21 protein-coding genes and 12 tRNA genes are annotated in these 25,944 nt (G+C 34.4%); 31 read left to right on the forward strand and 2 right to left on the reverse strand.

The features are described from left to right. The first annotated feature begins 61 nt into the window (after positions 1 to 61). From ERL59_RS13635 to ERL59_RS13745, 23 genes are all read left to right on the forward strand, one after another. Positions 62 to 137: transfer RNA gene (locus tag ERL59_RS13635), tRNA-Asn, on the forward strand. Positions 138 to 140: 3 nt separating this feature from the next. Then, positions 141 to 213, forward strand: a tRNA-Thr gene (locus tag ERL59_RS13640). Positions 214 to 228: 15 nt separating this feature from the next. Continuing rightward, positions 229 to 303 (forward strand) — tRNA-Glu (locus ERL59_RS13645). Between the two features lie 281 nt (positions 304 to 584). Beyond that, positions 585 to 660 (forward strand) — tRNA-Val (locus ERL59_RS13650). A 12-nt stretch (positions 661 to 672) separates the two neighbouring features. Then, a tRNA-Thr gene (locus tag ERL59_RS13655) sits at positions 673 to 745 on the forward strand. Between the two features lie 19 nt (positions 746 to 764). Next, positions 765 to 839: transfer RNA gene (locus tag ERL59_RS13660), tRNA-Gln, on the forward strand. A gap of 6 nt (positions 840 to 845) precedes the next feature. Continuing rightward, a tRNA-Lys gene (locus tag ERL59_RS13665) sits at positions 846 to 921 on the forward strand. 10 nt (positions 922 to 931) lie between these two features. Further along, positions 932 to 1,016 (forward strand) — tRNA-Leu (locus ERL59_RS13670). Positions 1,017 to 1,019: 3 nt separating this feature from the next. Then, a tRNA-Gly gene (locus tag ERL59_RS13675) sits at positions 1,020 to 1,094 on the forward strand. A 3-nt stretch (positions 1,095 to 1,097) separates the two neighbouring features. Beyond that, positions 1,098 to 1,174 (forward strand) — tRNA-Arg (locus tag ERL59_RS13680). A 138-nt stretch (positions 1,175 to 1,312) separates the two neighbouring features. Further along, positions 1,313 to 1,389 (forward strand) — tRNA-Pro (locus tag ERL59_RS13685). Positions 1,390 to 1,403: 14 nt separating this feature from the next. Next, positions 1,404 to 1,477, forward strand: a tRNA-Gly gene (locus ERL59_RS13690). A gap of 316 nt (positions 1,478 to 1,793) precedes the next feature. After that, a complete protein-coding gene (ppc, locus tag ERL59_RS13695) occupies positions 1,794 to 4,565 on the forward strand; it encodes a phosphoenolpyruvate carboxylase (RefSeq protein ID WP_201763571.1) in 2,772 nt (923 codons plus the stop codon). A gap of 122 nt (positions 4,566 to 4,687) precedes the next feature. Further along, complete coding sequence (locus ERL59_RS13700) at positions 4,688 to 5,566, forward strand: EamA family transporter (protein WP_235929908.1); 879 nt, start codon at positions 4,688 to 4,690, stop codon at positions 5,564 to 5,566. Between the two features lie 52 nt (positions 5,567 to 5,618). Next, entirely contained in the window at positions 5,619 to 6,191 is a 573-nt protein-coding gene (gene sigW / locus ERL59_RS13705) for an RNA polymerase sigma factor SigW (protein ID WP_160646791.1), read from the forward strand. 116 nt (positions 6,192 to 6,307) lie between these two features. Then, positions 6,308 to 6,916, forward strand: coding sequence for a zf-HC2 domain-containing protein (locus tag ERL59_RS13710; RefSeq protein ID WP_160646792.1), 609 nt, complete (start codon positions 6,308 to 6,310; stop codon positions 6,914 to 6,916). A 231-nt stretch (positions 6,917 to 7,147) separates the two neighbouring features. Further along, positions 7,148 to 7,951 (forward strand): diadenylate cyclase CdaA, encoded by an 804-nt coding sequence (cdaA, locus tag ERL59_RS13715; RefSeq protein WP_160646793.1) that lies wholly within the window; start codon positions 7,148 to 7,150, stop codon positions 7,949 to 7,951. A gap of 5 nt (positions 7,952 to 7,956) precedes the next feature. Beyond that, on the forward strand, positions 7,957 to 9,438 hold the full coding sequence (locus ERL59_RS13720; protein WP_160646794.1) for a CdaR family protein: 1,482 nt from the start codon (positions 7,957 to 7,959) through the stop codon (positions 9,436 to 9,438). Between the two features lie 39 nt (positions 9,439 to 9,477). Next, entirely contained in the window at positions 9,478 to 10,815 is a 1,338-nt protein-coding gene (gene glmM, locus ERL59_RS13725; protein WP_160646795.1) for a phosphoglucosamine mutase, read from the forward strand. A 467-nt stretch (positions 10,816 to 11,282) separates the two neighbouring features. Further along, positions 11,283 to 13,112 (forward strand): glutamine--fructose-6-phosphate transaminase (isomerizing), encoded by a 1,830-nt coding sequence (gene glmS / locus ERL59_RS13730; protein ID WP_160646796.1) that lies wholly within the window; start codon positions 11,283 to 11,285, stop codon positions 13,110 to 13,112. Between the two features lie 243 nt (positions 13,113 to 13,355). After that, entirely contained in the window at positions 13,356 to 14,354 is a 999-nt protein-coding gene (locus tag ERL59_RS13735; RefSeq protein WP_160646797.1) for an NADP-dependent oxidoreductase, read from the forward strand. Between the two features lie 294 nt (positions 14,355 to 14,648). Further along, positions 14,649 to 15,005 (forward strand): YobA family protein, encoded by a 357-nt coding sequence (locus ERL59_RS13740; RefSeq protein WP_160646798.1) that lies wholly within the window; start codon positions 14,649 to 14,651, stop codon positions 15,003 to 15,005. A gap of 401 nt (positions 15,006 to 15,406) precedes the next feature. Further along, entirely contained in the window at positions 15,407 to 16,429 is a 1,023-nt protein-coding gene (locus ERL59_RS13745; protein ID WP_160646799.1) for a CAP domain-containing protein, read from the forward strand. A 245-nt stretch (positions 16,430 to 16,674) separates the two neighbouring features. Here ERL59_RS13745 and ERL59_RS13750 read toward each other — a convergent pair whose 3' ends face one another. Beyond that, positions 16,675 to 17,004: an SCP2 sterol-binding domain-containing protein gene (locus ERL59_RS13750; RefSeq protein WP_160646800.1), complete on the reverse strand. Its 330-nt coding sequence runs from the start codon at positions 17,002 to 17,004 to the stop codon at positions 16,675 to 16,677. A 221-nt stretch (positions 17,005 to 17,225) separates the two neighbouring features. Between ERL59_RS13750 and ERL59_RS13755 the strand changes: the two genes are divergently transcribed. The 3 genes from ERL59_RS13755 to ERL59_RS13765 all read left to right on the forward strand — a co-directional run bounded on the left by ERL59_RS13755 (position 17,226) and on the right by ERL59_RS13765 (position 19,310). Beyond that, the gene (locus tag ERL59_RS13755) at positions 17,226 to 17,618 is read left to right on the forward strand and encodes a (2Fe-2S) ferredoxin domain-containing protein (RefSeq protein WP_160646801.1); all 393 of its coding nucleotides are present in this window, start codon (positions 17,226 to 17,228) and stop codon (positions 17,616 to 17,618) included. Positions 17,619 to 17,690: 72 nt separating this feature from the next. Next, complete coding sequence (locus ERL59_RS13760) at positions 17,691 to 18,173, forward strand: glutathione peroxidase (RefSeq protein ID WP_160646802.1); 483 nt, start codon at positions 17,691 to 17,693, stop codon at positions 18,171 to 18,173. A 141-nt stretch (positions 18,174 to 18,314) separates the two neighbouring features. Further along, the gene (locus ERL59_RS13765) at positions 18,315 to 19,310 is read left to right on the forward strand and encodes an aldo/keto reductase (RefSeq protein WP_160646803.1); all 996 of its coding nucleotides are present in this window, start codon (positions 18,315 to 18,317) and stop codon (positions 19,308 to 19,310) included. Between the two features lie 50 nt (positions 19,311 to 19,360). Here ERL59_RS13765 and ERL59_RS13770 read toward each other — a convergent pair whose 3' ends face one another. Further along, positions 19,361 to 20,128, reverse strand: coding sequence for a sulfite exporter TauE/SafE family protein (locus ERL59_RS13770; protein ID WP_160646804.1), 768 nt, complete (start codon positions 20,126 to 20,128; stop codon positions 19,361 to 19,363). Positions 20,129 to 20,287: 159 nt separating this feature from the next. Here ERL59_RS13770 and ERL59_RS13775 point away from each other — a divergent pair, with 159 nt between their 5' ends. The 5 genes from ERL59_RS13775 to ERL59_RS13795 all read left to right on the forward strand — a co-directional run bounded on the left by ERL59_RS13775 (position 20,288) and on the right by ERL59_RS13795 (position 25,556). Next, a complete protein-coding gene (locus tag ERL59_RS13775; RefSeq protein WP_160646805.1) occupies positions 20,288 to 21,418 on the forward strand; it encodes a LytTR family transcriptional regulator DNA-binding domain-containing protein in 1,131 nt (376 codons plus the stop codon). Between the two features lie 94 nt (positions 21,419 to 21,512). Beyond that, on the forward strand, positions 21,513 to 22,424 hold the full coding sequence (gene rocF, locus ERL59_RS13780; RefSeq protein ID WP_160646806.1) for an arginase: 912 nt from the start codon (positions 21,513 to 21,515) through the stop codon (positions 22,422 to 22,424). Positions 22,425 to 22,484: 60 nt separating this feature from the next. Next, on the forward strand, positions 22,485 to 23,681 hold the full coding sequence (locus tag ERL59_RS13785; RefSeq protein WP_160646807.1) for an ornithine--oxo-acid transaminase: 1,197 nt from the start codon (positions 22,485 to 22,487) through the stop codon (positions 23,679 to 23,681). A 319-nt stretch (positions 23,682 to 24,000) separates the two neighbouring features. After that, the gene (locus tag ERL59_RS13790) at positions 24,001 to 24,849 is read left to right on the forward strand and encodes an ABC transporter ATP-binding protein (protein WP_160646808.1); all 849 of its coding nucleotides are present in this window, start codon (positions 24,001 to 24,003) and stop codon (positions 24,847 to 24,849) included. Then, positions 24,846 to 25,556, forward strand: coding sequence for an ABC transporter permease (locus ERL59_RS13795; protein WP_160646809.1), 711 nt, complete (start codon positions 24,846 to 24,848; stop codon positions 25,554 to 25,556). Before ERL59_RS13790 ends, ERL59_RS13795 begins: the two co-directional genes overlap by 4 nt. Positions 25,557 to 25,944 lie beyond the last annotated feature (388 nt).

A 25,944-nucleotide genomic window follows, 5' to 3' on the forward strand; every position in this document is an offset into this window, starting at 1 on the left:
AAGGTCCTGGGAGAGTAGGACGTTGCCAAGCTTTAATTCTCTATTTACTGTAATATAATGTTCCCTGATAGCTCAGTTGGTAGAGCACTCGGCTGTTAACCGAGTTGTCACAGGTTCGAGTCCTGTTCGGGGAGCCATATGCTCCCATAGCTCAGTAGGTAGAGTGCTTCCATGGTAAGGAAGAGGTCACCGGTTCAAATCCGGTTGGGAGCTTATTAACATCAATATGGCCCGTTGGTCAAGCGGTTAAGACACCGCCCTTTCACGGCGGTAACACGGGTTCGAATCCCGTACGGGTCACCACTTAAAGTAAAAACATCAAGGGATAAAGAATCCCAGGGTTCGTCGGAGCATAATCTTCGTGAGAGATCACATCGCAGTCTCGAAATAAAATGAAGAGTATCCCGTACGGGTCACCACTTAAAGTAAAAACATCAAGGGATAAAGAATCCCAGGGTTCGTCGGCGCATAGTCTTCGTAAGAGATAACATCGCAGTCTCGCATAAAATGAAGAGTATCCCGTACGGGTCACTATAATATCTTTGCAGGGATTTTTGGCTTATTCCTTATTTATCTATTACTATGGACGCTTAGCTCAGCTGGGAGAGCATCTGCCTTACAAGCAGAGGGTCGGCGGTTCGATCCCGTCAGCGTCCACCATCAATCAAGCTTGCCGTTGTAGCTCAACTGGTAGAGCAACTGACTTGTAATCAGTAGGTTGGGGGTTCAAGTCCTCTCGACGGCACTGTTACAACCTAAATTGATGGGGATTAGCCAAGCGGTAAGGCAACGGACTTTGACTCCGTCATGCACAGGTTCGAATCCTGTATCCCCAGCCATTATGAGAGCCATTAGCTCAGTTGGTAGAGCACCTGACTTTTAATCAGGGTGTCGAAGGTTCGAATCCTTCATGGCTCACCATTTTATTTATGCGCGTGTGGCGGAATTGGCAGACGCACTAGACTTAGGATCTAGCGTCTTACGACGTGGGGGTTCGACTCCCTTCACGCGCACCATTTGCGGACGTGGCTCAGTGGTAGAGCATCGCCTTGCCAAGGCGAGGGTCGCGAGTTCGAATCTCGTCGTCCGCTCCATATACGCCCTTAGCTCAGCTGGATAGAGCGTTTGACTACGAATCAAAAGGTCGGGAGTTCGAATCTCTCAGGGCGTGCCATTTAGAACATCATAGAAATACCAAACGCTAGAGATAATTGGAACGTTAGAGTTCGTCGGAGCATAAGCTTCGAAAGCAAAGGCATCGCAGTCAGGTACTGCATCTCTCAGGGCGTGCCATTTTAACAACATATTACATCGGGACGTAGCTCAGCTTGGTAGAGCACTTGGTTTGGGACCAAGGGGTCGCATGTTCAAATCGTGTCGTCCCGACCACTTCAATTTAATATGCGGGTGTAGTTCAATGGTAGAACTCCAGCCTTCCAAGCTGGTCGCGTGGGTTCGATTCCCATCACCCGCTCCATTTAACAATAAATGACCTATAGGGTCTTTTTTTAATATTCATTCATTCTTCGAGAATCAGAGTTGCATTGAAATACTATATTATAGTAGAGCAATTTGTGTACTCCCCCTAGCAATAGTTATTGGTAATTCTTTCGAATTGACACATATTTCATCGCACTTTGTATTTAATATGCAGATATACATTTGTATTTTATAACTACATAATTATTAATTTCAATTAATGGAAATTCATTATTTTCGTTAAAATAGAGATTTTTGACTCTTTTTTTAGTATCATATATTTATATCATTTTAATAAAGATGAGGTGTGAGTGTTGGTTGAAACTACTGTAGATACGAATAAAACAGATCCATTACGTAGAGATGTTCGCTTTTTAGGTAATATTTTAGGAGAGGTTTTGGTCCATCAGGGAGGTAAAGAATTACTTGATGTTGTAGAAGAAATTAGAGAAATGAGTAAATCTTTACGAGCAAACTTCGTACAGGAATTATTAGAAAATTTTAAAACAAAGATAGAGACATTGGAAACGGATAAGCGTCACAATGTTATAAGAGCATTTGCAATTTATTTTCACCTTGTAAATATTGCAGAGCAAAATCATCGAGTTCGCAGAAAAAGAGAGTACGAACGATCAACAGGTGATATTATTCAACCCGGTTCTATTGAAAGCATTATTATCGAATTTAAAGAATGTAATGTATCTAGTAACGATGTAATGGAGATTTTAAGTGGAGCTACATTAGAGTTAGTGATGACGGCTCATCCAACGGAAGCTACAAGAAGGGCTGTTTTGGATATTCATCACAGAATTGCTGAAGAAATGATGGAATTAGATAATCCTACTTTAACTTACAAAGAAAGAGAATTATTAAAAGATAAACTTCGTAATGAAGTATTAACATTGTGGCAAACAGACGAGCTTCGTGATCGTAAACCTACTGTCATTGATGAAGTTCGTAACGGGTTGTACTATTTTGATGAAACATTATTCGATGTTTTACCTAATGTATATCAGGAGCTAGAGTATTGTTTAAAAAAATATTATCCAGAACAGGACTGGCATGTACCAACTTTTTTACGTTTTGGATCTTGGATAGGCGGCGATCGTGATGGTAATCCTTCAGTAACCGCTGATACAACATGGCAAACTCTTAAAATGCAGAGAGCTTTAGCTTTAAAAAAATACAGACAAATCCTTAAAGATCTAAAGGATCATCTAAGTTTCAGTACTAGTATTGTAAAAGTATCAGATGAACTTTTAACTTCAATTGAAGAAGATCGTATAAATGTTGAAGTTCCGATTGCTGATCAGTGGAGAAATATAAAGGAACCATATAGAATAAAACTTTCTTATATGCTTCAGAAAATTAATAACACAGAAGCCTCTGTATCTAATGAAAAAGAAAAATACAATTCTCCTGAAGATTTTATAAATGATTTGAAATTAATTGATTGCAGTCTAAGAGGCCATTTTGCAGATTATGCAGCAGATAAATATGTGAAGAAGGTTATAAGGCAAGTTGAGCTTTTCGGGTTTCATGTAGCTGCTTTGGATATTCGTCAGCATAGTAAGGAGCATGAACTTGCAATCGCAGAAATTCTTTCAAAAACAGGAATTGAAGAAAACTACTCGGCATTGAATGAAGATGGGAAGATTCATTTATTAACAGAGTTATTAAATGATCCAAGACCATTAACCACAGTGAATTTAAGTTATTCTGAAAGTACAAAAGAATGTTTAGATGTTTTCAAAACAATTTATAATGCCCAGAACGAATTCGGTCAAGATTGCATTAAGAGTTATCTTATTAGTATGACACAGGGTGTTAGTGATCTTCTCGAAGTTACAATATTAGCTAAAGAATATGGATTACATCGTCTTGAACCAAATGGATTATCTATTCAACCAGTTCCACTTTTTGAAACGATAGATGATCTTCATGCAGCACCCCAAATTATAGATCAGCTGTTTAATATACCTATCTATAGAAAAAGTATAAAGGAAGCTCATGATCTTCAAGAAATTATGTTGGGATATTCCGATAGTAATAAAGATGGTGGAGCAATTACAGCAAATTGGGAATTAAGAATTGCTATGAGGGATATTACAGAAACCGCTAGTAAGTATGGTGTTAAATTAAAGTTTTTCCATGGAAGAGGTGGAGCTTTAGGTAGGGGTGGTATGCCTTTGAATCGCAGTATATTAGCACAACCACCAGGTACTTTAGGTGGGGGGATAAAAATTACTGAACAAGGAGAAGTGCTTTCCTCTCGTTACTCTTTAAAAGGCATTGCATACAGAAGCTTAGAGCAAGCAACTTCTTCTTTAATTAAAGCTGGATTGTTATCTGAACGAAAACAGGAACTAAAAGATGATCCTAATTGGGAAGAAATAGTTCAAGGCATTTCTGAGTCAGCTTTAAAGAAATATCAAGATCTGATTTTCCGCGACCCAGGTTTTGTAACTTTCTTTAAAGAATCTACACCACTAACAGAGTTTGGAGAACTAAATATAGGTTCAAGACCTTCCAAACGTAAAAATAGTGATAAATTTGAAGATTTAAGAGCGATACCATGGGTATTTTCTTGGACACAAAGTAGATATTTGTTACCTGCATGGTATGCTGCAGGGACAGGATTACAATCTTATATACAGGGCAAGGAAGAGAATTTAAAAACGCTCCAAAATATGTACGAAAATTGGTCATTTTTTAGATCTATGATAGATAATCTACAAATGGCTCTTGCCAAGTCAGATCTATTAATTGCAAAGCAGTATTCGAATATGATCAAAGATTCTACAATTCAAGATCGAATTTTCAAATCCATAGAGGATGAATATATTTTGACCAGTAAGCTTATCTTAGATATAACAAAACAAAAAGAGATTTTAGACAATGTTCCAGTTATTCAGGAATCTATTCGGTTAAGAAACCCATATGTAGATCCGTTAAGTTATTTACAAGTGGAATTATTGTCCGAACTTAGAACATTACGTGAAGAAGATGATGATAATGCAGATTTATTACGTGAGGTTCTACTTACGATAAATGGAATTGCTGCAGGGCTTCGAAATACAGGATAAACGAACATCGTGATGTTTTATCACAATCATAAAACGAATCATATTTTATCCGTATACAAAAGTCGGAGGTCTTAATGGACTTTCCGGCTTTTTGTATCTTGGAGGTTATTAAATTGAAAGAAATGCATCGTTGGGTAGCCATTATTCTTGTATTAGTAGGAGCTTCAAGTTATGGCATTTTATCATCCATTATTAAGCTTGCTTATGAATCTGGATTAAATGAGCTTCAAATCACCACAGGCCAGTTATTTTTTGGTATGATGATATTGTGGATTATTATTGGGTTTAGAAGAAGGGCTTGGCAAAATCCTATAAAAACTCCCTTGTTGAGATTAACCTTATTAGGTTTTATGGGAATTGCACTTACTTCCATTTTTATCAATGCTTCTCTAAGGGATTTAAATGCATCTCTTTCCATTGTTTTGTTGTTTCAGTTTATATGGATTTCAATCATTATTGAGTCTGTATTACATAAAAAATTACCAACGATATATCAGATGCTTGCAGTTCTTATCGTCATGTTTGGAACGATTTTAGCTGTAGGATTATCAATCGAAGACCTTCAACAAATGAGCATTAGAGGATTTATTTATGGTTTTTTATCTGCAATTACATATAGTTTATTCATAACATTTACAGGAAGAGTTGCAACAAACATAGATTCTGTACTAAAATCAGCTATAATGATTACAGCAGCTCTTCCACCTAGTATTATTGTAATGATCATTTTATTTCCCAGCCAGACATATATCCAAGGAGAACTAAGTACTTTTCTTTTCTGGGGATTATTTGCAGCTATTTTAGGTGTAGTGATACCTACAATAAGTTTTAACTTAGGTATCCCTAAAATTGGCGGATCTTTGTCTGCAATGCTGGGAGCAATAGAACTACCAGCAGCCATTATAGCTGCGGTTATTGTTTTACAAGAAACTGTATTACTGGCACAATGGTTAGGAGTATTTTTAATATTAATTGGAATTATAGTTGCTGAAAAGAAGTAGTAAAATTTTAATCACTTTAGAGCATAGCAATCATTATGCTGGGGGAATTGTAGTGGATAGTACCGAAGTAAAAATCATTAAATTAGCTAAAAGAGGAAATCATCAAGCTTTTTCAGATTTAGTTGATTTATATAAGAATAAAATTTATCATCTTGGTTACAGAATGTTAGGTAATAAACAAGAAGCTGAAGACATAACTCAAGAAACCTTCTTAAGAGTGTATAAGAGCATACATAAATATGATGCAAAGTACAAGTTTTCTACATGGATTTTTCGTATTGGTACAAATTTATGTATTGACCGATTGAGGAAAAGAAAAAATGCTTTTTCATTAGATGCTGAAACTATAGAAGGTGAAGGGATAGACGGCTATGATATTCTACCAAGCGAGGATGACTCACCTGATCAGCAGCTTATCATATCTGAAACACAAAGACATGTTCGAAAAGCAATTGATAAATTGCCAGAGAAATATAAATCAGTTATCGTATTACGTTATTTGCATGATTTATCACTTCAGGAAATCGGTGATATACTACACATGCCTGTAACAACCGTTAAAACTAGAGTCCATAGAGGTAGAGAGTATTTGCGAAAAAAATTAGAACACGGTAATCTATTGTGAATGTTGTTGTTCAAATCTATTCGTAATTTAATTCATATTTTTTTGAAACCAATTATTTTAACAAACGTATGGTATGAATGAACGAACGAGTTTTAACTCTGAAAGGTGTGGGCAAAGTGAATTGTAAACAAGTGAATTCTTTATTGCATGAATACTTGGACGGAGATCTTACTGGTGTAAAACTTCATCAGTTAAGTCATCACTTAGACACATGTTCAAATTGTAAAGAGAATTTAGTGCAATTAGAAAAAACCGAGGCATTAACTAGGTCTCTCCCAAAAAGCCCAGTTCCTGATGATTTAAGTAACAAGATTATGGATGCTATTCCAATGAATAGTGGAAACAGATGGATGAGATGGGCTAAACAGTACCCTGCAATGGCTGCTGCAGCTGTTTTTGTTATTATTATGACGGGAAGTTTGTTTGCCATAAATGAACCAGATTCGAAGCTTATTGTTTCAGGAAGCGGTATGGAATATGTAGTGATCAAAGATAATCAAGTCATTGTACCAGAAGGACAAACAGTGAATGGAGATCTTGTTGTTGAAAATGGAGAAATTATTGTGGAAGGAACAGTGAATGGTAAAGTAACACTTATTGACAGTGAAATAAATTTATTAGCTTCAGCAGAGAAAGTTGCCGGAGGAGTTACTCATATTGATCAAACATTAGATTGGATTTGGTATAAAATTAGTGGTTTTTTCGACTTGTTTAAAAAAGAGTAAAGTAATATGTTCCAATTAAACCTTCCCGAAATGATGGGTTGGTTTTTTTGTCTAAATTAATCAAGAAATTATTTTATAGGACATATCTTTTAGAGATTTTTTTTTTTCATTGGCAAAAGTTCTAGAGTTGTACATTTTATGGTATGATCTATATTAGAAAAAGAAATGTAATTTTTAGAAAGTTGTAATTCTGAAGATTTTTTGAAGTTGGATATTAGGAGAGCTAAAAAAATGGGATTTTTCACCACCATCACCTTTATGGATATAATAGATATTTTAATCGTCAGTTATGTGATATATAAGTTAATAATGATTATTCGAGGCACTCGTGCTGTGCAACTGCTTCAAGGTATAGTAGTTGTAATCGTGGCATGGGCTCTTAGTATTTTGTTAGGACTTAATACGTTACAGTGGATGATGGAACAAGCTTTTAACTATGGGCTTTTAGCGGTAATCATTATATTTCAGCCTGAGCTTAGGCGTGCACTAGAACAATTAGGACGAGGTAAAATATTTACCAGAACTGTATCTCAGGAAGAAAAAGAAGTTAATGATCGTATCAGTGAAGTGATTAAATCCATTAATTATTTATCTAAACGAAAAATTGGTGCTCTTATCGTATTTGAGAAAGAAACAGGACTAAATGAATATATAGAATCCGGAATCCAACTAAAATCAAAAATAAGTGCTGAATTATTAATAAATATTTTCACACCTAATACTCCATTACATGATGGAGCTGTGGTGATAAAAAATGGTGAAATACGAGCAGCGGGATGTTATCTCCCTTTATCTGAAAATCCTTTTATTAGTAAGGAACTAGGTACACGTCATAGAGCTGCTATCGGTATGAGTGAAGTTTCAGATGCTTTATGTATTGTTGTTTCAGAAGAAACAGGAGCTATATCCATGGCGATGAATGGACAAGTAGTTAGAGATGTTAAAGATGAATCGCTCATATCCAAAATATTTGAAGAGTTAAAACCAAATGTAAAAAGTAAAGACAGAACTTCATTTTGGAAACGAAAGAGGTAATCAAAATGGATAAATGGTTAGGGAATATAACAGTTGTAAGAATAGTTGCAGTGATTTTTGGTATATTGCTATGGGCATTTGTTCAGTTAGATCAACAAGTTGCAACTCCTCCACCCTCAGTTATTGATTATATCGAACAGAGCAGAGGCATAGATGATTTTCCTATCACCATTTCAAATCTAGGTGAGGGTTTACATATTCAAGATAAGTATTACAGTTCTGTTAATGTAGTTTTAAAAGGAAAAGAAACAGATATTAAACCCGTAAGTAAAGAGAATGAAAAGTACAAGATTGAGTTGGATTTATCTAATAAACTAGCGGGAATTCATCATATTGAGTTAGATTCAATTGGCTTTCCTGATGATGTTGAAGTTGAACTATATCCACCAAAAGTCACAGTTATTATTGAAGAGATCATCACAACTTCATTACCAATTGATATTAAAGTAAAAGGAGAACCAGGGGAAGGGTACGAAGTAAAAAAACCTATTCTTTCTGCAGAAGAAGTATCCATTACAGCACCTAGCAGTGTAATAGAACAAATTTCTACTGTCCAATCTTCCATTGATGTAACGAATGTGCGGGAGGATATAGTGACTGAACTGCCTTTGAAAGCATATGATAAGGATAGTAAACAAATTGACGTAGGTATAAATCCTGCAACAGTAAAAGTGGAAATTCCGATCTTAAGTCCTTCAAAAACTTTGGATTTAAGAGTTAATTTGAGAGGTGAAACTCCAAAAGGATATAGTGTAGTATCCTTTAAGCAGAGTGTAGATGAAGTTACACTATACGGATCACAAGATGTATTAGAAGATTACAATGTATATGATGATATTGAAATTGATCTAAGTAATTTGACGAGTGACAGAGTATCTTCTCATATCTTAACGATCCCTGATGGTATTAAAAAGATTGAACCTCAAAAAGTTGAGGTGGAGATTATTATTGTACCTTCTGAAACTAAGACCTTTGCTAATTTCCCAATTACAATTATTGGATTAAACACAAAAGAATATGAAATTGCTTTTAATGAACCAAAAGATGGCTTATTAGATTTGATGATTGAAGGAGCACCATCTATTTTAGAAAATATAAGTGAAAATAACATAGATGCCACAGTAGATATTAGTGGACTTCCCCCGGGAAGTTATGAACGCAGCATTCAATTAACACTTCCTAATTTTGTGAAATATGGAGGGGATTCTCCTTTGAAAGTATCTTTGGAAATAAAACCAGTTTCTGATGAGGTAACAGATTCAGAAGTTACAGAACCTTCAAGTGAAGTGACAAATGAAGAAGGAGAAGCGGAAATAATAGATGAAATAGAAAATCAAAGTGAAAATATTGAAGGTGGAATACAATCGGAAATGGATGATGGATTGAATCTTCCGATTTCTGAAGAAAGTTTACCTACAGACAATGTTTCAACAAACTTTGAACCGGTATTAAATGAAGAAGAACAGTTAGATGAGATAAATCAATAATGATAAACTATTAACATATACGAATAGGAGCAAGATGACATGGGGAAATATTTTGGAACTGACGGTGTACGTGGTATTGCTAATAAAGAGCTTACACCAGAATTAGCATATAAAATTGGTCGTTGTGGAGGGTATGTATTAGCTGGTAAGGTTGAAAAACCAACCGTAATCATTGGTTTAGACACAAGAATTTCAGGTCCAATGTTAGAAGCTTCTCTAGTGGCAGGGTTATTATCCATTGGAGCAAATGTCATTAGATTGGGTGTTGTTACAACGCCATGCGTAGCTTACTTAACTCGTGAATTAAGTGCGGATGCAGGTGTAATGATCTCTGCTTCACACAATCCAGTACCTGATAATGGAATTAAGTTTTTTGGGCAAGATGGATTTAAATTGTTTGACGAAACTGAATTAGAAATAGAACGTCTAATGGATGCAGAAGTAGATGATCTGCCAAGACCAATAGGCGATAATTTAGGTACCTTAACAGATCAACCTGAAGCAAAGGATTTATATATAAACTATTTAAAAACAACAGCGGAAGTCGATTTTAAGGGGTTAAAAGTAGTATTAGATTGTGCAAATGGAGCAGCATATGAAATCGCACCTAAAGTATTTGAAGAATTAGGTGCAGAAGTAATCTCAATTGGGATAAATCCAACGGGATTAAACATTAACGAAAATTGTGGTTCAACTCATCTAGAAAATTTGCAATCAGAAGTTGTTCGTTTAGGTGCAGATTTGGGATTATCCTTTGATGGTGATGCAGATCGATTAATGGCTGTTGATAATACTGGATCAATCATTGATGGGGATTATATATTATGTATTTGTGGAGATGCAATGAATCAAAGTGGAAAGTTAAATCAAAGTAAAATTGTATCCACAGTCATGAGTAATATTGGGTTCTACAAAGCAATTGAATCGTTAGGCATGCAATCTTCCAAAACGGCTGTAGGAGACCGTTACGTGATGGAAGAGATGAGGAAACATGGTTATAATCTTGGTGGTGAACAATCTGGCCATGTTATTTTTCTAGATCATAGTACAACAGGTGATGGCATTCTTTCTGGAATTCAACTTGCTAGTACCATTCAGCAATCAGGAAAGCAATTAAGTGAGTTGAAGCAGCTGATGACGAAATATCCACAAGTATTGATTAATATAAATGTCCAAGATAAAGAAGGATTGCAAGGAAATGCAGCAATAGAAGAAACCATTCATGGAGTAGAAGTAGAACTAGGAGATAATGGCAGAGTTTTAGTTCGTCCATCTGGAACAGAAGCTTTAATACGTGTTATGGTTGAAGGACCTGATGAAGACTTAGTTCGAAACTATGCTGAAAAAATAGCAAATAAAATTAAAGAAGAACTATAACGATCTTACTTACCACATACTGAAAATAAATAATTTACATTGTTTATTTTAAAAAAAAGGTTCACATTTAAGGTAAAATACAATAATATAGTTCTATACTCTAAAAAAGAAAGGTGGAACGAAGTTACTTGTTTTAAAAGCGCCAGAACTTGATAACTTTATAAATTTTTGTTTCATATTCATAACTTACATAAGGTTATAAGTTGACGAGGTGGAAGGTGTTCGAATATTCGGCGGGGACCTCCCGGTATATTACATCCATACCGTAAAATTGGAAAGTAAATGAATTGGGTGACCGATTTGACAAGGTTCCAATTAGGATGATTCATAATTGAATATAAATCACTTTTTACACCACCCAGTGTAATCAGCTAAGATTTTTAATAAACCATATGAAGGGAGTGTTTAAAAAGTGATGTTTATAACGCTTTTTAACGCTCCCTGTTTCATGGGAGGAGAAGAAACTTATGTGTGGTATAGTCGGATATATTGGAAATAGAGATTCTAAAAGTATTTTAATAAACGGGTTAAAAAAACTAGAATATAGAGGGTATGACTCTGCGGGAATTGCAGTGTATACCAATCGTGGATTAGAAGTGAAGAAAGCCAAAGGTCGGTTAGCAGTACTAGAGGAAGAGTTAAATACAAACCCAATAAAAGGATCAATAGGTATTGGGCATACTCGTTGGGCAACACATGGAAAACCTTCTGACGAAAACTCACATCCTCATTGTGATCCATCACAAAAATTTTCAGTCGTTCATAATGGGATTATTGAAAATTATGTAAATCTTAAAGAAGAGTTAATTGCAAAAGGGCATACATTTAGCTCGGAAACGGATACAGAGGTTATCGCTCATCTTATATCTGATTTATATGAGGGTGATATTGTTAAGGCGGTTCAAAAAGCAGTAGATCGAATGCGCGGGGCATATGCTTTAGCTGTTCTTTGTGAAGATGAGCCTGATAAATTAATTGCTGTTCGTTTAGCAAGTCCATTAATTATTGGAATCAGTGAAGGTGAAAGTTATATCGGTTCAGATATTCCTGCAATTTTAGAACATACAAGAGATGTGTATATTTTAAATGATGGGGAAATGGCAATCTTAACTAAAGATGAAGTAACTTTACAAGATGTGAACGGAAATGATATTCAAAAAGATGTTTTCCATGTAGATTGGGACATTGTAACGGCTGAAAAAGCAGGATTTGATCATTTTATGCTAAAAGAAATTTATGATCAACCTAATGCATACCGCGATACAATGGGCAGTCGTATATCTATGGATCAAGATCAAGTGATTTTAAATGAAATTAATATGACTGATGAAGAAATTAAATCCATTGATCGCATTCATATCGTTGCTTGTGGTACTGCCTATCATGCTGGGTTAGTAGGTAAAAATCTCATTGAAAAGTTAGCACGTATTCCAGTGGAAACAGACGTAGCTTCTGAATATCGATATCGCTCACCAATTATTACAAGAAACACGTTAGTTATCGTTGTGAGTCAATCAGGAGAAACTGCGGATACGTTAGCTGCTCTAAGAGAAGCTAAACGTCAAGGTGCTCATGTAATAGCGATAACAAACGTAGTAGGCAGCTCTGTTTCTCGTGAAGCGGATGATGTGATTACTACTTGGGCAGGTCCTGAAATAGCCGTTGCTTCAACGAAAGCTTATACATCGCAATTAATCGCATTTTATTTATTCGGTTTATACTTAGCCCAAAAGTTAGAAACAGTAGAAGCAGACGAAGTGAAAAAAGTAATTTCGGCTTTACAAGAGCTTCCACAACAAGTTGAGCATATTTTAGAGCAATCGGAACAAATTAAAACTGTAGCTGAAAAAATCGCACTTCATAACAATTTATTTTTTATCGGGCGTGGATTAGATTTTGCTGTTGTATTAGAAGGATCACTCAAGCTGAAAGAGATTTCTTATATCCATTCTGAAGCTTATGCAGCTGGGGAATTAAAACATGGAACGTTGGCCTTAATTGAGGAAGGCATTCCTGTTATAGCATTAGCAACGCAAGAAGATGTATTTGAAAAAACAGTAAGTAATATAGAAGAAGTAGCTGCACGTGGTGCTTACGTATTAGGAATTAGTCAAGAAGGAAACGAAGAGTTAGGAAAGTTTGTAAACGAATCTTTCACAATTCCTAAAACATTAGATGTTTTATCACCCGCTCTCTCCGTCATTCCTTTACAATTACTATCTTATTATGCTTCCTTAACTAGAGGGAACGATGTGGATAAACCTCGTAATTTGGCTAAGAGTGTTACGGTGGAGTAAGTCACATGATATTACGTCTGTGTAGTAGTGTAGGATTGAAATAAATTTTGATCAAAATAAATGAATGAGGTCACCTCTTAAGATGGAATTATCTTGAGAGGTGATTTTTTTGCCTATTGGGTAGAAATTATCCGAAGGATGAGTGTTGAATTAGCTCAATGTAAGATGTATTCTTTAAGAATAGTATTTCAGAAATCAATAATAATAAATGTAATACATTAATAAATCTAGGGAGTGCAATATATGAAAGCATTGACAATATTGGGGTATGGTGATACAAAAAGCAATTTAAAGTTTCAGGAAGTAGATAAACCAACTCCAAAAGAAAACGAGGTACTTATCGAGTGCCACGCGGCTAGTATTAACCCGATTGATTACAAAATTATTCACGGGGAACTTAAAGCGATAAGTAAGTTGACATTCCCTGCTCGAATCGGATTTGATGTCAGTGGAGTAGTAGCAGCAAAAGGTAAAAATGTAAGAGAATTTGAGATTGGAGACGAGGTATATTCAAGAACACCGAATCCTGGAACATTTGCAGAATTCATTACGACAGGGAGTTCCTATGTAGCTCCAAAACCTAAGAACCTAAGTTTTAAAGAAGCAGCATGTATTCCACTTGCAGGGATAACATCTTTACAAGCATTAACTTTGGCACAGATGAAAGAAGGAGAACGTGTACTTATTCATGCAGGCTCTGGGGGAGTGGGATCATTTGCAACTCAATATGCCAAGTCAAAGGGAGCTTATGTGATTACTACAACAAGTACAAGCAATGTGAATTGGGTGAAAGCATTAGGTGCAGATGAAGTTGTTGATTATAAAAAACAAAATTATTTAGAAATAGTTTCAAATGTGGACATTGTTTTTGAGACATTAGGTGGTCAGTATACATTAGATGCATTTAAAGTAATTAAAGATAGAGGAAGAATCGTTAGCATTGCGGAGCATATAGATCCCATTTCTGCAAAAGAAATGGGGATAAATAAAATATTACGAATTATCCTTGGTTTAAAAGAAAAGAAATTGATGAAATTAATTCGATCTAAAGATGCTTTTTATCGCTTTGTACGTTTGCAAACAAATGGGAGAGATCTTAGAGAAATTACAACGTTAATTGAAGAAGAGAAGATTAAACCAATCATTGATACTGTGTATAGATTTGAAGAATGCATTACTGCTTTACAAAAACAGGAGTCGGGTCGTGTTAAAGGAAAGTTAGTTATTGAAATTAAAAGATAACTCTCTCGATATATACCAATGGTACATTTAACTATCTTTATAACTTGCACGATACTTTTTTTACCTTTCCATATCAACATACAAATTTATAGTTATTTCTAAAAAAGAAGTAATTCCTTCAAATAATATAGGAGTTACTTCTTTTAAAAATGTAAAAATTCAGTTGGAGGATTTAAAAATGAACATTAATTAATGTGGAATATAAATATAATTTTTGCAACTTTCTATACTTTAGGTTCGTCTAAAAAAAGATTACACAGACTAAAAAGCACTATTACTAAGGAGGTATCACAAATGAAGCACGGGCTTTTTCTTTTATTGTTAATTATTACTAGTGTATCTATTATTGCTTGTTCTAATGATGTTAGTAGCAGTGAAGAAAGTACTATGAGTGAAGAAGGTTATATTGTTAGCAAGGACAAAGATAGAATTCTTGTTATTGGAGGTATTTCTCTAGAAGATGTACAATCATATTCCCCTGAAGATATTTTAAATGGAAAGGGTAGCAGTGCTGTTTGGTTTTATATACCTGATGATTTGCAAGTAGGTGATTTACAAGTCGGTCAAAAAGTAAAAGTATGGTTTAGTGAAATGGCTGAGTCATACCCAGGGCAAGCTACAGCGCAAAAATTGATAGTGATAAATGAATGAGAATTTTAAAAAATACTCTCATTCTCACAAACGCATAAATTGATGTAGTACGTTTAGCAATAGTTTTATATGCTTCATAAATACCTGAAGAAAAACAACCAGAGATTGGTTTAGTACACTTTGGAGCAGGTATGGATGTGATTGGCTTTCGTATAGTAATTAACAACTCTGACAGGTTTGTGTCAGAGTTGTTTTGGTATGATCTATTTTTAAAGGGCGTAGTTTAACTACAAATTTAAATGTTAAGTATCACTAACGTGTGCATTATTACCTATTCCCTAGTAATTAACCTCCTTTTTAAGCCATAACTCCCATATAAATAGTACCTTAAAATGAGCAACTCTAGCTGGTAACTATAGTAAAAACAAATGAATAAAATACTAAAATAGGAGTGAAGATTTTTGAAAAAACATTTCATTATTTATTCTTTAGTACTGTTAATGATGAGTCAATTAGCAGTTCCAGCTTTTGCAAATTCATCTGCTTTTCCTGATACAAAAGGTCACTGGGCAGATAAAACAATCACTTGGGCTAAGCAAAAAGAAATTATCGGTGGATATCAAGATGGTAAATTTCATCCTAACTCACAAATTACTGAAGCAGAATTTATAGCTCTACTGTTTAGATCTTTGGAGGCTGAAGTACCTAGAACTTGTAGAGGACAAAATTGGGCAGAAAAATATTACATATATGCTTGGTCTGAGGATTATCCATTAGAAGGAATATACAACAGAGAAGTAAGAGATAAAGTTATCGATCGAACAAAGGTTGCGGAAATACTAGCTAGAGCAGATGGACAAGAAAAAAGTGGAGCTGATGCGATACAGTATATTCTTGATAAAGAATTCAGTAAAGGGAAAACTTCTCCTACAGTAAAAGGATACGCAGGTAAAGATACGCTGACAAGAGCGGAAGCTATTCAATTTATCAAAAATGCAATGGATGAAGGAATTAAGACTAACGAAAAAACAGTAGTAACACCTCCATCTCAGCCACCAAGCAACAATGATGGATCCATTGATAAGACCAAAAAAGGATCTTTTAACATAAGTGCATATGAACAAGAAGTAGTAGATTTAGTAAATGTAGAGCGTGCTAAGTACGACTTACCTCCATTGAAAGTAGATAAGAAGTTAAGTGAAGTTGCACGTATCAAGTCTGAAGACATGCAATCCAAGGATTACTTTAATCATACAAGCCCAACTTATGGTTCACCATTTGATATGATGAGAAGCTTTGGAGTATCTTACAGATCTGCTGCAGAAAACATTGCTTATGGTCAAAGAACACCACAACAAGTAGTAAATGCTTGGATGAATAGTAGCGGTCATCGTAAAAATATTTTAAATTCTAGTTCTACTCATATTGGTGTTGGTTATGTAGAAGAAGGTAATTATTGGACTCAAATGTTCATTGGTAAATAAGAAGAGGAATTGTATGAAGATGGCATGGGCCTGATTTTTTCAAGGATAGAAATTCGACTGATGTTGTGAATTTTAAGGTCACCGAAAGGTGGCCTTTTTCATGTGTGGCCTGAATATAAAATCCACCTATTTTATATATTTTATAGGCGGATTTTTTCTTATAACATACGAATTTAAAAACATAGAATAAAGTATAAGGGCAATACCACTTTATTCTTTTTAAAGGCTTTCAACAGTGAATTTCTTTATTGATATTTTTTTAATGTTGCTTCTAATTTCATAGCTAAAGATAGATTTCCTTTGACTTTTAGTTTTCCCATCATAAAAGCAGTTGTAGCGTTTAAATTTCCATGCATCAATTTAATTAAGTTTTTTGAAGATAGTTGAATCGTACATGAAGGGTTATCTACTTCACCTTCGTTATAAGTAATGTTCCCTTCAGACAGTTCAATTACATAAGTACCTTCATCTTCTCCACTCACATCGAATTGATAGACACACTCCATTCCATCAATATGTTCTGGATTGGCCTTCACTTTTTCAATTAAGTTTTGGAACTCTTCTCTAACAGACATATGTACCTGACCCCTTTTTCTTTAATTTAGGTTCTATAACATATAAGAATTTGCATGTTATTCTTATATATGTAAATCCCTCTTATTTAGTATATGATATTATCTATAAATAGACTATAAAAATCATCAAGATAACTTCTAACCAAATTGGGGTTCTATCTATTATTTTTAATATTGTTAGTTTAAAATTTAGGCTGATTTCATAAAAGAGGAGGTACTTCATGGCGACATGGAATTTAACAACAACAAACCAGCATGTACTCATCTGTAATGGGGGCAGCTGTAAAAACGAAGGAGCGGAAGAGTTGACTCAAGCCATTCGTAAAGAAATATCTAAGAAAGGTCTTGATCAATTTATACATACTACTAGAACACTTTGTAATGGGCGTTGTGAGGATAAATGTGTTGTGATTAGTTATCCAGAGGGTGTTTGGTATAAAGAAATGTCAAGTACTGATGCTCCAAGATTTATTGAATCTATTAGATCAGGACAAAGATTAGAGGATAAGATTAGCCATAAATATGATGGTAAAGTTTTCACTCCATCCAAAGGAACAGAACTAGGAAAAATGAAAGATGAGGAGACGATAAAAAAGGTGTCTAAAGCATTTTAATTATTTAGAAGACATTTGTGATTCATTCTATATTTCGATATGATGATCGTATAAAGGAATAGGAGTGATGATATGTCAGTTTATGAATATACAGTACAAACAATCAAAGGTGAAGAAAAATCTCTACAAGAATTTGAAGGGAAAATATTATTAATAGTGAATACTGCTAGTAAATGCGGTTATACACCTCAATATAAACAACTTCAAGAGCTTCATGAAACCTATAGTGAGCAAGGATTATTTGTATTAGGTTTTCCATGTAATCAATTTGGCGAGCAGGAACCTGGAGAAGAATCTGATATTGAGAGTTTTTGTGAATTAAATTACGGTGTTACTTTTCCGATGTTTGCAAAAGTGGATGTAAATGGAGAACATGCCCATCCATTGTTTACGTTTTTAAAAAAGGAAGCCCCTGGAATTCTAGGATCTAAAGGGATTAAATGGAATTTCACTAAGTTTTTAATCGACAAATCAGGCAAACCAGTAGCTCGTTATGCTCCAAAAACAGATCCATTAGAAATGAAAAATGAAATTGAGAAATTATTAAGTGAATAGATATGAAGTAGAGGCCGATGAAACAAACGGCCTTTTTTTATTTCAGCTGATCTACATAATATGATTATTATAGTCAAAGTGTACAATCATTGTCTAAAATGATATATACTTAAAATAATAAATAATGATTTTAATGAGGTGATGAGTTTGACGGTAATTTCACAAACGGAACTTCGTAATCTGGGAGCATCAGACTTAAAGATTTCAGCATTAGGTTTGGGTACTTGGCAATTTAGTAAGGGGAATGGATTTGTAGGTGGTTTTTGGCCTGTGTTGGAAAAACAAGAAATTGAAGAAATTATTCAAATTAGTCTCAGAGGAGGCATCAATTGGTTTGATACTGCTGAAGCTTATGGAAGAGGGAAATCAGAAGAAGCACTAGCTGATGTTTTAAACGGATTAGGAGACGAAGCAAAGGATGCATTGATTGCAACAAAGTGGTGGCCAGCGCTTAGAACAGCAAAATCTATTAGGCAAACTATCAATCAAAGACTTCAATCACTTAAAGGTAGGGAAATAGATTTGTATATGGTTCATCAACCCTTCTCCTTTTCAAGTGCCACAGCAGAGATGAATGAGATGGCTGTTTTATTAAAAGAAGGAAAGATAAATCATGTTGGCGTTAGTAATTTTAATGAAAAGAAAATGAGAGAAGCGCATCTTGCGTTAAAAAGACAAGGATTCCCACTTGTATCCAATCAAATGAAATATAGTTTATTAGATCGACGTATTGAAAAAAATGGAGTGTTAGATGCTGCAAAAGAGCTTGGGATTACAATTATAGCTTATTCTCCATTAGAACAAGGCATTTTAACTGGTAAATTTCATAAGAAACCAGAACTGATCAAGAATATTACAGGGCCTCGCAAATTAGCCTCTGGGTTTAAAACATCAGCATTACAAAGAACACAACCGCTTATTGATTTATTAGATAACTTAGCGCAGGAGTATAATGTGTCAGCCAGTCAAATTGCATTAAACTGGACAATTCATTTCCACGGAGATACGATTGTAGCTATTCCAGGAGCAACGAAAAAACACCATGCAGAAGAAAATATAGGTACGTTAACTTTTAGATTATCAGATAAACATCTTGCTGAAATTGATAAAGTATCGAAAGAAGTTTCTGTTAGATAAGAATTTCATTTTAAAGATATAACCCGGCAAATGAACTCTGTCGGGATTTTTTATTTCATTAAATATACAACACCATCCCAAATCAACTTAACTCCCCCAATTGCTGAAAGAGCTAGAATTATAATTTGAAAATGTTTTTGTGGTATACGAGGGAGGAATTTGATGCCTAACCAAGTACCAATTAAAATTGCTGGAATCATCCATGCATTAAATATTAGTGTTGCTGGTGTGATAAGACCTATAGAGACAAAAAACGGAATTTTAATTACATTTACTGAAATAAAAAACCATGCACCTGTCCCAATAAATTCATTTTTCTTTAATCCTTTAGTTAACAAGTAAATCGACATGATGGCACCAGCTGCATTCCCAACCATTGTTGTAAAACCCGCTAATATACCAAGAAGATTTAGAAAAACAGAGGACTCAGTAAAATTGGATTGAAGCCAACTTTCAAGTTTGCTTTTAGAAATGTGGAGAAAGATAAGACCTAATATAATAATACCTAGTAAGAGAGATAATTCATCATCTGTGATTGACCTTAAAACAAAAAAACCAATAATGATTCCGCTAAACACCCATGGGATTAATTTGACAAGATATCTCCAAATTACCGTTTTCCTATAGTAAGTCACCGCTACGATATCAGCTACAATTAACATGGGTAATAAGATACCGACAGATTCCTTGGCTGGGAAGATGGCAGCTAGTATGACAACAAAAAAAATTCCTGCACTGGGTACCCCTGTTTTTGAAAATCCTATTAATAAAGCAGCTAAAATAGTTAAACATAATTGAAAAAAAGTTAAGTCAAACATATTGAGAGCTCCTCAATTCTGTTATTTTTTGTTTACACTTAAGCGTACTATATCACAAAACTTAAAAATGGGTCTGTTTATATTTTTTTGTCAGGAAGGATGAAAAATGAGATACTGTGATTGTTATTTACTTAGGTGAAGACAGGAGAATTGTGTAAAATGAGTATTTTAAACATTAAACAGTTAGAAAAAAACATAGGAAATTCAGTATTATTTCCTGCAATAGATTTAGAAATTCATGAAGGAGAAGTAATAGCTATTCAATGTAATAGAGAAGTAGGTTCAAAGTTTATACAGTTGATGATCGGTGAGTTACCTGCTTCTGGTGGTGAAATATTGTTTTTTGGTAACCCATTAAATAAAAATTTTAAGAGCTTTAGCAAAAGAGTTGGTATTGTATTATTAAATGAAAATTTGTATGAACGGCTCACACCAAAGCAGTATTTACAGTTTTACAAACAACTTTATGAAGTGAAAATAGATATTAAACCATTACTAGAACAAGCTGGTTTATCAAGTAAGTCAAATATGAAAATTAATAGATTGTCCTTTTCCGAAAAAAAACGTCTACACTTCGCTCGTGTATTTGTGCATCAACCCGATTTGATTATTTTAGAAGAACCTGATCAGAATGTAGACATTGAAAGTAGAATTATCATTCAAAAAATGATTAATGAATTTATTGCTCAAAAAAAAGCAGTTTTAATTACTACAAGTTATCTTGAGAGTGCGATTATGATGACAAATCATGTATACCATCTAAATGTTCAAGGTTTGAAAAAATTGGAAGTTATGGATGAGGAAGATAATGTGAAAAATGAAAGGGAAGAGATGGAAAGTGAAATAGAAGTAAATTCAACAGAACCAGATATTACTAAAGGGAAAAATAAAGAAACAGAAAATGTGGAAATTGAGTCTGCTGAAGAAGAATCAACTTCTTCTAATATTCAGGTTCGTTTTGAAAAAATTCCAGCAAAAGTAGATGAAAAAATCATACTTTTTGATCCTATGGAAATTGATTTTGTTGAAAGTAGTGAGGGTATATCCCATTTACATGTTAAGGGTGAGGTATTTCCTTGTACATACACTTTAAATGATTTGTTCAGTCGACTTCAACCGTTTGGTTTTTTTCGTTGCCATCGTTCATATATTGTAAATTTACAAAAAGTACGAGAAGTGATCACCTGGACACGGAATAGTTATAGTTTAGTATTAGATGATTCTAAAAAAAGTTCAATTCCATTGTCTAAGGGCAAATTAGCCGATTTAAAAGGGATTATTGGATTTTAAACAGTATAAATATACAAAATTTTGTCGAGTTGAGTCAATGTGCTAAAAAAGGATATAATACCCTTGATAAAAGAAATAACAGGGAGGCGGACTAATGAATCAACAAATCTCAATTATAGGTGTACCAATGGATTTAGGGCAAACACGCCGTGGGGTTGATATGGGACCTAGTGCTATTCGGTATGCTGGAATTGTAGAGCGCTTGCAAAACTTAAAGTATCATATTAAGGATTTAGGGAATATTGAGATAAGTCATTTAACAGCTGATCAAGGTGATGTAAACGATAAAGGTCATAATTTAAGAAACTTGCAAGAAGTGAAAGAGGTTAATGAAAAACTAGCCTCCTCTATTTCAGAGGTGATTTCTGAAAATCGTTTTCCTCTTATTTTAGGGGGCGATCATAGTATTGGAATTGGAACCATTGCAGGTGTTGCCAAACATTATAACAATCTTGGTGTTATTTGGTTTGATGCACATGGAGATTTAAATACTGCAGAAACTTCACCAACTGGGAACATTCATGGAATGTCACTTGCTGTAGGTCTTGGCTTAGGTCATGAAAAACTTACAAACATTGGAGAATTCACACCAAAGATCAAACCTGAAAACATCGTCATTATCGGTGCGCGTTCTCTAGACGAGGGAGAAAAAGTTTTAATTCGTGAAAAAGGAATTAAAGTGTATTCGATGCATGAAATTGACCGCCTCGGAATGAGTAAAGTCATGGAACAAGCAATTGCCTACATTTCTAAAAATACGGATGGTGTTCATCTAAGTTTAGATTTGGATGCATTAAATCCACATGATGCGCCAGGTGTTGGTACTCCAGTACTTGGAGGAGTTTCTTATAGAGAAAGTCACTTAGCAATGGAAATGTTAGCAGAAGCAGATATTGTGACATCTGCTGAATTTGTTGAAGTGAATCCAATATTGGATGAAAGAAATAAAACAGCAACGGTAGCCGTAGCACTAATGGGTTCTTTATTCGGTGAAAAACTAACATAACTTGTGTTTAATTTGATTTCAAATTGTTGCACTTATTATGAAGAGAGGACTGATGTATAAATGATAACATCAAAGAGTATTATTGATAAAACTGATGAATTGGGAGCACATAATTACCATCCACTTCCGATTGTTATTTCAAAAGCAGAGGGAGTATGGGTTGAAGATCCTGAAGGAAACAAATATATGGATATGCTAAGTGCATATTCCGCAGTAAATCAAGGGCATCGTCATCCTAGAATTATTCAAGCATTAATAGACCAAGCCAATAAGGTTACTTTGACATCAAGAGCATTCCATAATGATCAATTAGGTCCTTTTTATGAGAAGGTCGTAAAACTAACACAAAAAGATATGGTGCTTCCAATGAATACAGGAGCAGAAGCGGTTGAAACAGCAGTTAAAGCAGCACGTCGTTGGGCTTATGATGTAAAAAAGGTTGCAGATAATCAAGCAGAAATCATTGCTTGTGTTGGAAATTTCCATGGTCGTACAATGACCGCAGTTTCATTATCCTCAGAGCCTGAATATCAACGTGGTTTTGGTCCAATGCTACCAGGCATTAAATTAATTCCTTATGGTGATATTGAAGCGTTAAAACAAGCAATTACTCCTAATACAGCTGCCTTTTTATTGGAACCTATTCAAGGGGAAGCGGGGATTGTCATTCCTCCTGATGGTTTTTTAAAGGAAGCAGCCGATGTATGTAAAGAAAGTAATGTTCTTTTTATTGCAGATGAAATTCAAGCTGGTTTAGGAAGATCTGGAAAGATGTTTGCTTGTGATTGGGATCATGTTGTACCAGACATGTATATTTTAGGAAAGGCACTTGGTGGGGGAGTATTCCCGATTTCATGTGTTGCTGCTAATAAAGATGTTCTAGGTGTATTTAATCCTGGTTCTCACGGATCTACTTTTGGTGGAAACCCACTTGCTTGTGCAGTATCTGTTGCAGCGCTTGATGTTCTTGAGGAAGAAAAACTTGCAGAACGTTCATTAGAGCTTGGAACTTATTTTCAAAAAAAATTAAAAGAAATAGATAATCCAATGATCAAAGAAGTACGCGGTAAAGGATTATTTATCGGTGTTGAACTTAATGAACCAGCAAGATCCTATTGTGAGGAGCTGAAAGAGAAGGGATTATTGTGTAAAGAAACACATGAAAATGTTATTCGCTTTGCACCTCCATTAGTAATTTCTAAAGAAGATTTGGATTGGGCAATAGAAAAAATTCAAACTGTTCTTGAAAAAAAGTGATGTAAAACTTAACTAAAAAAGTTAAATGTTAAACTGCGAACAAAAGATTAAACTTTTGTTTGCAGTTTTTTTGGTTTCGATTTGTGCTACATTCCTACAAATAAAAAATCAGAATTTGTTATTGAATATATCAAGTTGAAAAGAAGAAATTAGAGTTTTTTGATGTTCCATTCATCTAAAATAGTGCTCCATTTACCCCAAATTATACTCCCTTTACCTTGATTTTAGTGCGAGTTTCCTTATATTTGGCTAAACTGAACTCATCAAAGCGATTCAAGCAGCAGCTTAATTGCAAATAAGAGAAAAGGAGATTGGAACGATGAATAACATTATAGAAGTCAAAAATTTAAGTAAATCATTTGGGAATAAAATGGCTTTAAAAAATGTATCATTTAAAGTGCAAAAAGGAGAAACATTTGGTTTTTTAGGCCCGAGTGGATCTGGAAAAACAACTACAATTAAAATGTTAACTTCACAGCTGATTCAAACAACCGGGGAAATAAAAGTTTTTGATCAACTATTGAAAAAACAAAAAGATCCTTTGTTTATGAAAAGGATTGGTATTTTAACAGATAATAGTGGGTTATATGAGCGCCTTACCGTTTATGAAAACTTGTTGCTTTACTCACAGTTATATGATGTAAACCAAAAGCAAATCAATGGAGTTTTAGAAGTAGTGAATTTACAAAATGACTCAAAAACACAAGTAAAAAAGCTTTCAAAAGGAATGAAACAAAGAATTACATTAGCAAGAGCAATGCTGCACAAACCTGACCTTTTATTTTTAGATGAGCCAACTTCATCGTTGGACCCTGTAAATACAAAACATATTCATGATGGATTAAGACAATTAAATAAACAAGGTACCACCATCTTTTTGACGACACATGATATGATGGAAGCGGAACATCTTTGTGATCGGGTTGCATTTTTACATCAAGGAGAAATAAAACAACTCGATACACCTCAAAATTTAAGAATACAATATATGGATTCTTCCGTTACTTTGCTACTTAAAGACAATCAAAGTATTGTTGTGGACAAAGATGAAAAAGGAGCAGAGACTATATATCAATATATGAAATCTGGAGAAGTGATTTCGATTCATTCAAACGAACCAACACTCGGAGAAATTTTTGTACAAATTACGGGGAGGGAATTAGCATGACATTTTCATTGAAGAGAGTATACGCCATTTTTACGAAGGATTATAAAGATTTATTAAAAAATTCTTATGTATTATTTGGTATTGCGCTGCCAATATTGTATGCTATGATGGTAAATCGTATTGGTGATCAGGATCCATATTTCAATTTCCTGCCTATTAATCTAGCGTTAGTAGTTACAGGTGCTTTCATACAAGCTGCGATTGTAGCTGAAGAAAAAGAGAAAAATACATTAAGAGGTTTATTATTATCTCCTGCAAGTACATTGGAAATATTAATTGGAAAAAGTGTTTTATCAGCTGTAGTAACTACATTGGTCATTTTGATCTGTATCAAATTGAGTGGTTTTGTCATTGTATCCTTGTCCCTATTTGCACTAATGATTTTTTTAAACCTAATTACTTACCTTGCTGTAGGAACAATGTTAGGGTTACTATCAAGAACGGTGATGGAAACTTCAATCATTGGGATGCCATTTATGATAGTATTTGGAATGATGTCCAATTTTAAACCGTTGTTTAATAATGAGATACTTTTAAAAGGGATTGATTATTTACCTAGTGAGCAGTTTACATTTGCATGGATTAAGATTGGTGAAGGTGGACAGTTTGGAGACATCATAGGGGAGCTGATTGTACTTACAATATGGGCAGTTGCTGCAGTTGTAATCACAATTATTACTTATGGCAAACGTCGTTTTGATAAATAAGTTCTTCCTTCGTGGCTCGCCAACCGGCGAGTCAATCATCTTAATCGCTTGTACAGAAGAGTACATATCAATACTATCAGAAGTGGATTATGAAAAAGATCCTCATATTGAATTACATCTTGAGGAGGTAACCTACGGAAGCAGTAAAAAAATTAATTGCATGGCCCTTTTCAAATAATAAAGTTTGCATCTCCGTTAATTATATCTATAGAAAATTTAAATATGACGATTGAAAAAATCTATACAGTTCTTGAAAAAGCGAAGTGAAAACGAACTGACTAGCAAGCTATGGATGTGAAGAATCTAAGGACTGTGAATACGATATAATAGGATTAATATACTGTGGACAGAAGCTTTGTGCTTTTGTTCGCAGTTTTTTATAGTAATG

It is taken from the genome of Chengkuizengella marina (assembly GCF_009910845.1).
GTDB lineage: Bacteria > Bacillota > Bacilli > Paenibacillales > KCTC-33759 > Chengkuizengella > Chengkuizengella marina.

Bases quoted from the DNA above. Each gene is read 5' to 3' on its own strand.
- ERL59_RS13700 (WP_235929908.1), top strand. From the start codon at position 4,688: ATGCATCGTTGGGTAGCCATTATTCTTGTATTAGTAGGAGCTTCAAGT.
- cdaA (WP_160646793.1), top strand. From the start codon at position 7,148: ATGGGATTTTTCACCACCATCACCTTTATGGATATAATAGATATTTTA.
- ERL59_RS13720 (WP_160646794.1), top strand. From the start codon at position 7,957: ATGGATAAATGGTTAGGGAATATAACAGTTGTAAGAATAGTTGCAGTG.
- glmM (WP_160646795.1), top strand. From the start codon at position 9,478: ATGGGGAAATATTTTGGAACTGACGGTGTACGTGGTATTGCTAATAAA.
- glmS (WP_160646796.1), top strand. From the start codon at position 11,283: ATGTGTGGTATAGTCGGATATATTGGAAATAGAGATTCTAAAAGTATT.
- ERL59_RS13735 (WP_160646797.1), top strand. From the start codon at position 13,356: ATGAAAGCATTGACAATATTGGGGTATGGTGATACAAAAAGCAATTTA.
- ERL59_RS13740 (WP_160646798.1), top strand. From the start codon at position 14,649: ATGAAGCACGGGCTTTTTCTTTTATTGTTAATTATTACTAGTGTATCT.
- ERL59_RS13750 (WP_160646800.1), bottom strand. From the start codon at position 17,004: ATGTCTGTTAGAGAAGAGTTCCAAAACTTAATTGAAAAAGTGAAGGCC.
- ERL59_RS13755 (WP_160646801.1), top strand. From the start codon at position 17,226: ATGGCGACATGGAATTTAACAACAACAAACCAGCATGTACTCATCTGT.
- ERL59_RS13760 (WP_160646802.1), top strand. From the start codon at position 17,691: ATGTCAGTTTATGAATATACAGTACAAACAATCAAAGGTGAAGAAAAA.
- ERL59_RS13765 (WP_160646803.1), top strand. From the start codon at position 18,315: ATGAGTTTGACGGTAATTTCACAAACGGAACTTCGTAATCTGGGAGCA.
- ERL59_RS13770 (WP_160646804.1), bottom strand. From the start codon at position 20,128: ATGTTTGACTTAACTTTTTTTCAATTATGTTTAACTATTTTAGCTGCT.
- ERL59_RS13775 (WP_160646805.1), top strand. From the start codon at position 20,288: ATGAGTATTTTAAACATTAAACAGTTAGAAAAAAACATAGGAAATTCA.
- rocF (WP_160646806.1), top strand. From the start codon at position 21,513: ATGAATCAACAAATCTCAATTATAGGTGTACCAATGGATTTAGGGCAA.
- ERL59_RS13785 (WP_160646807.1), top strand. From the start codon at position 22,485: ATGATAACATCAAAGAGTATTATTGATAAAACTGATGAATTGGGAGCA.
- ERL59_RS13790 (WP_160646808.1), top strand. From the start codon at position 24,001: ATGAATAACATTATAGAAGTCAAAAATTTAAGTAAATCATTTGGGAAT.
- ERL59_RS13795 (WP_160646809.1), top strand. From the start codon at position 24,846: ATGACATTTTCATTGAAGAGAGTATACGCCATTTTTACGAAGGATTAT.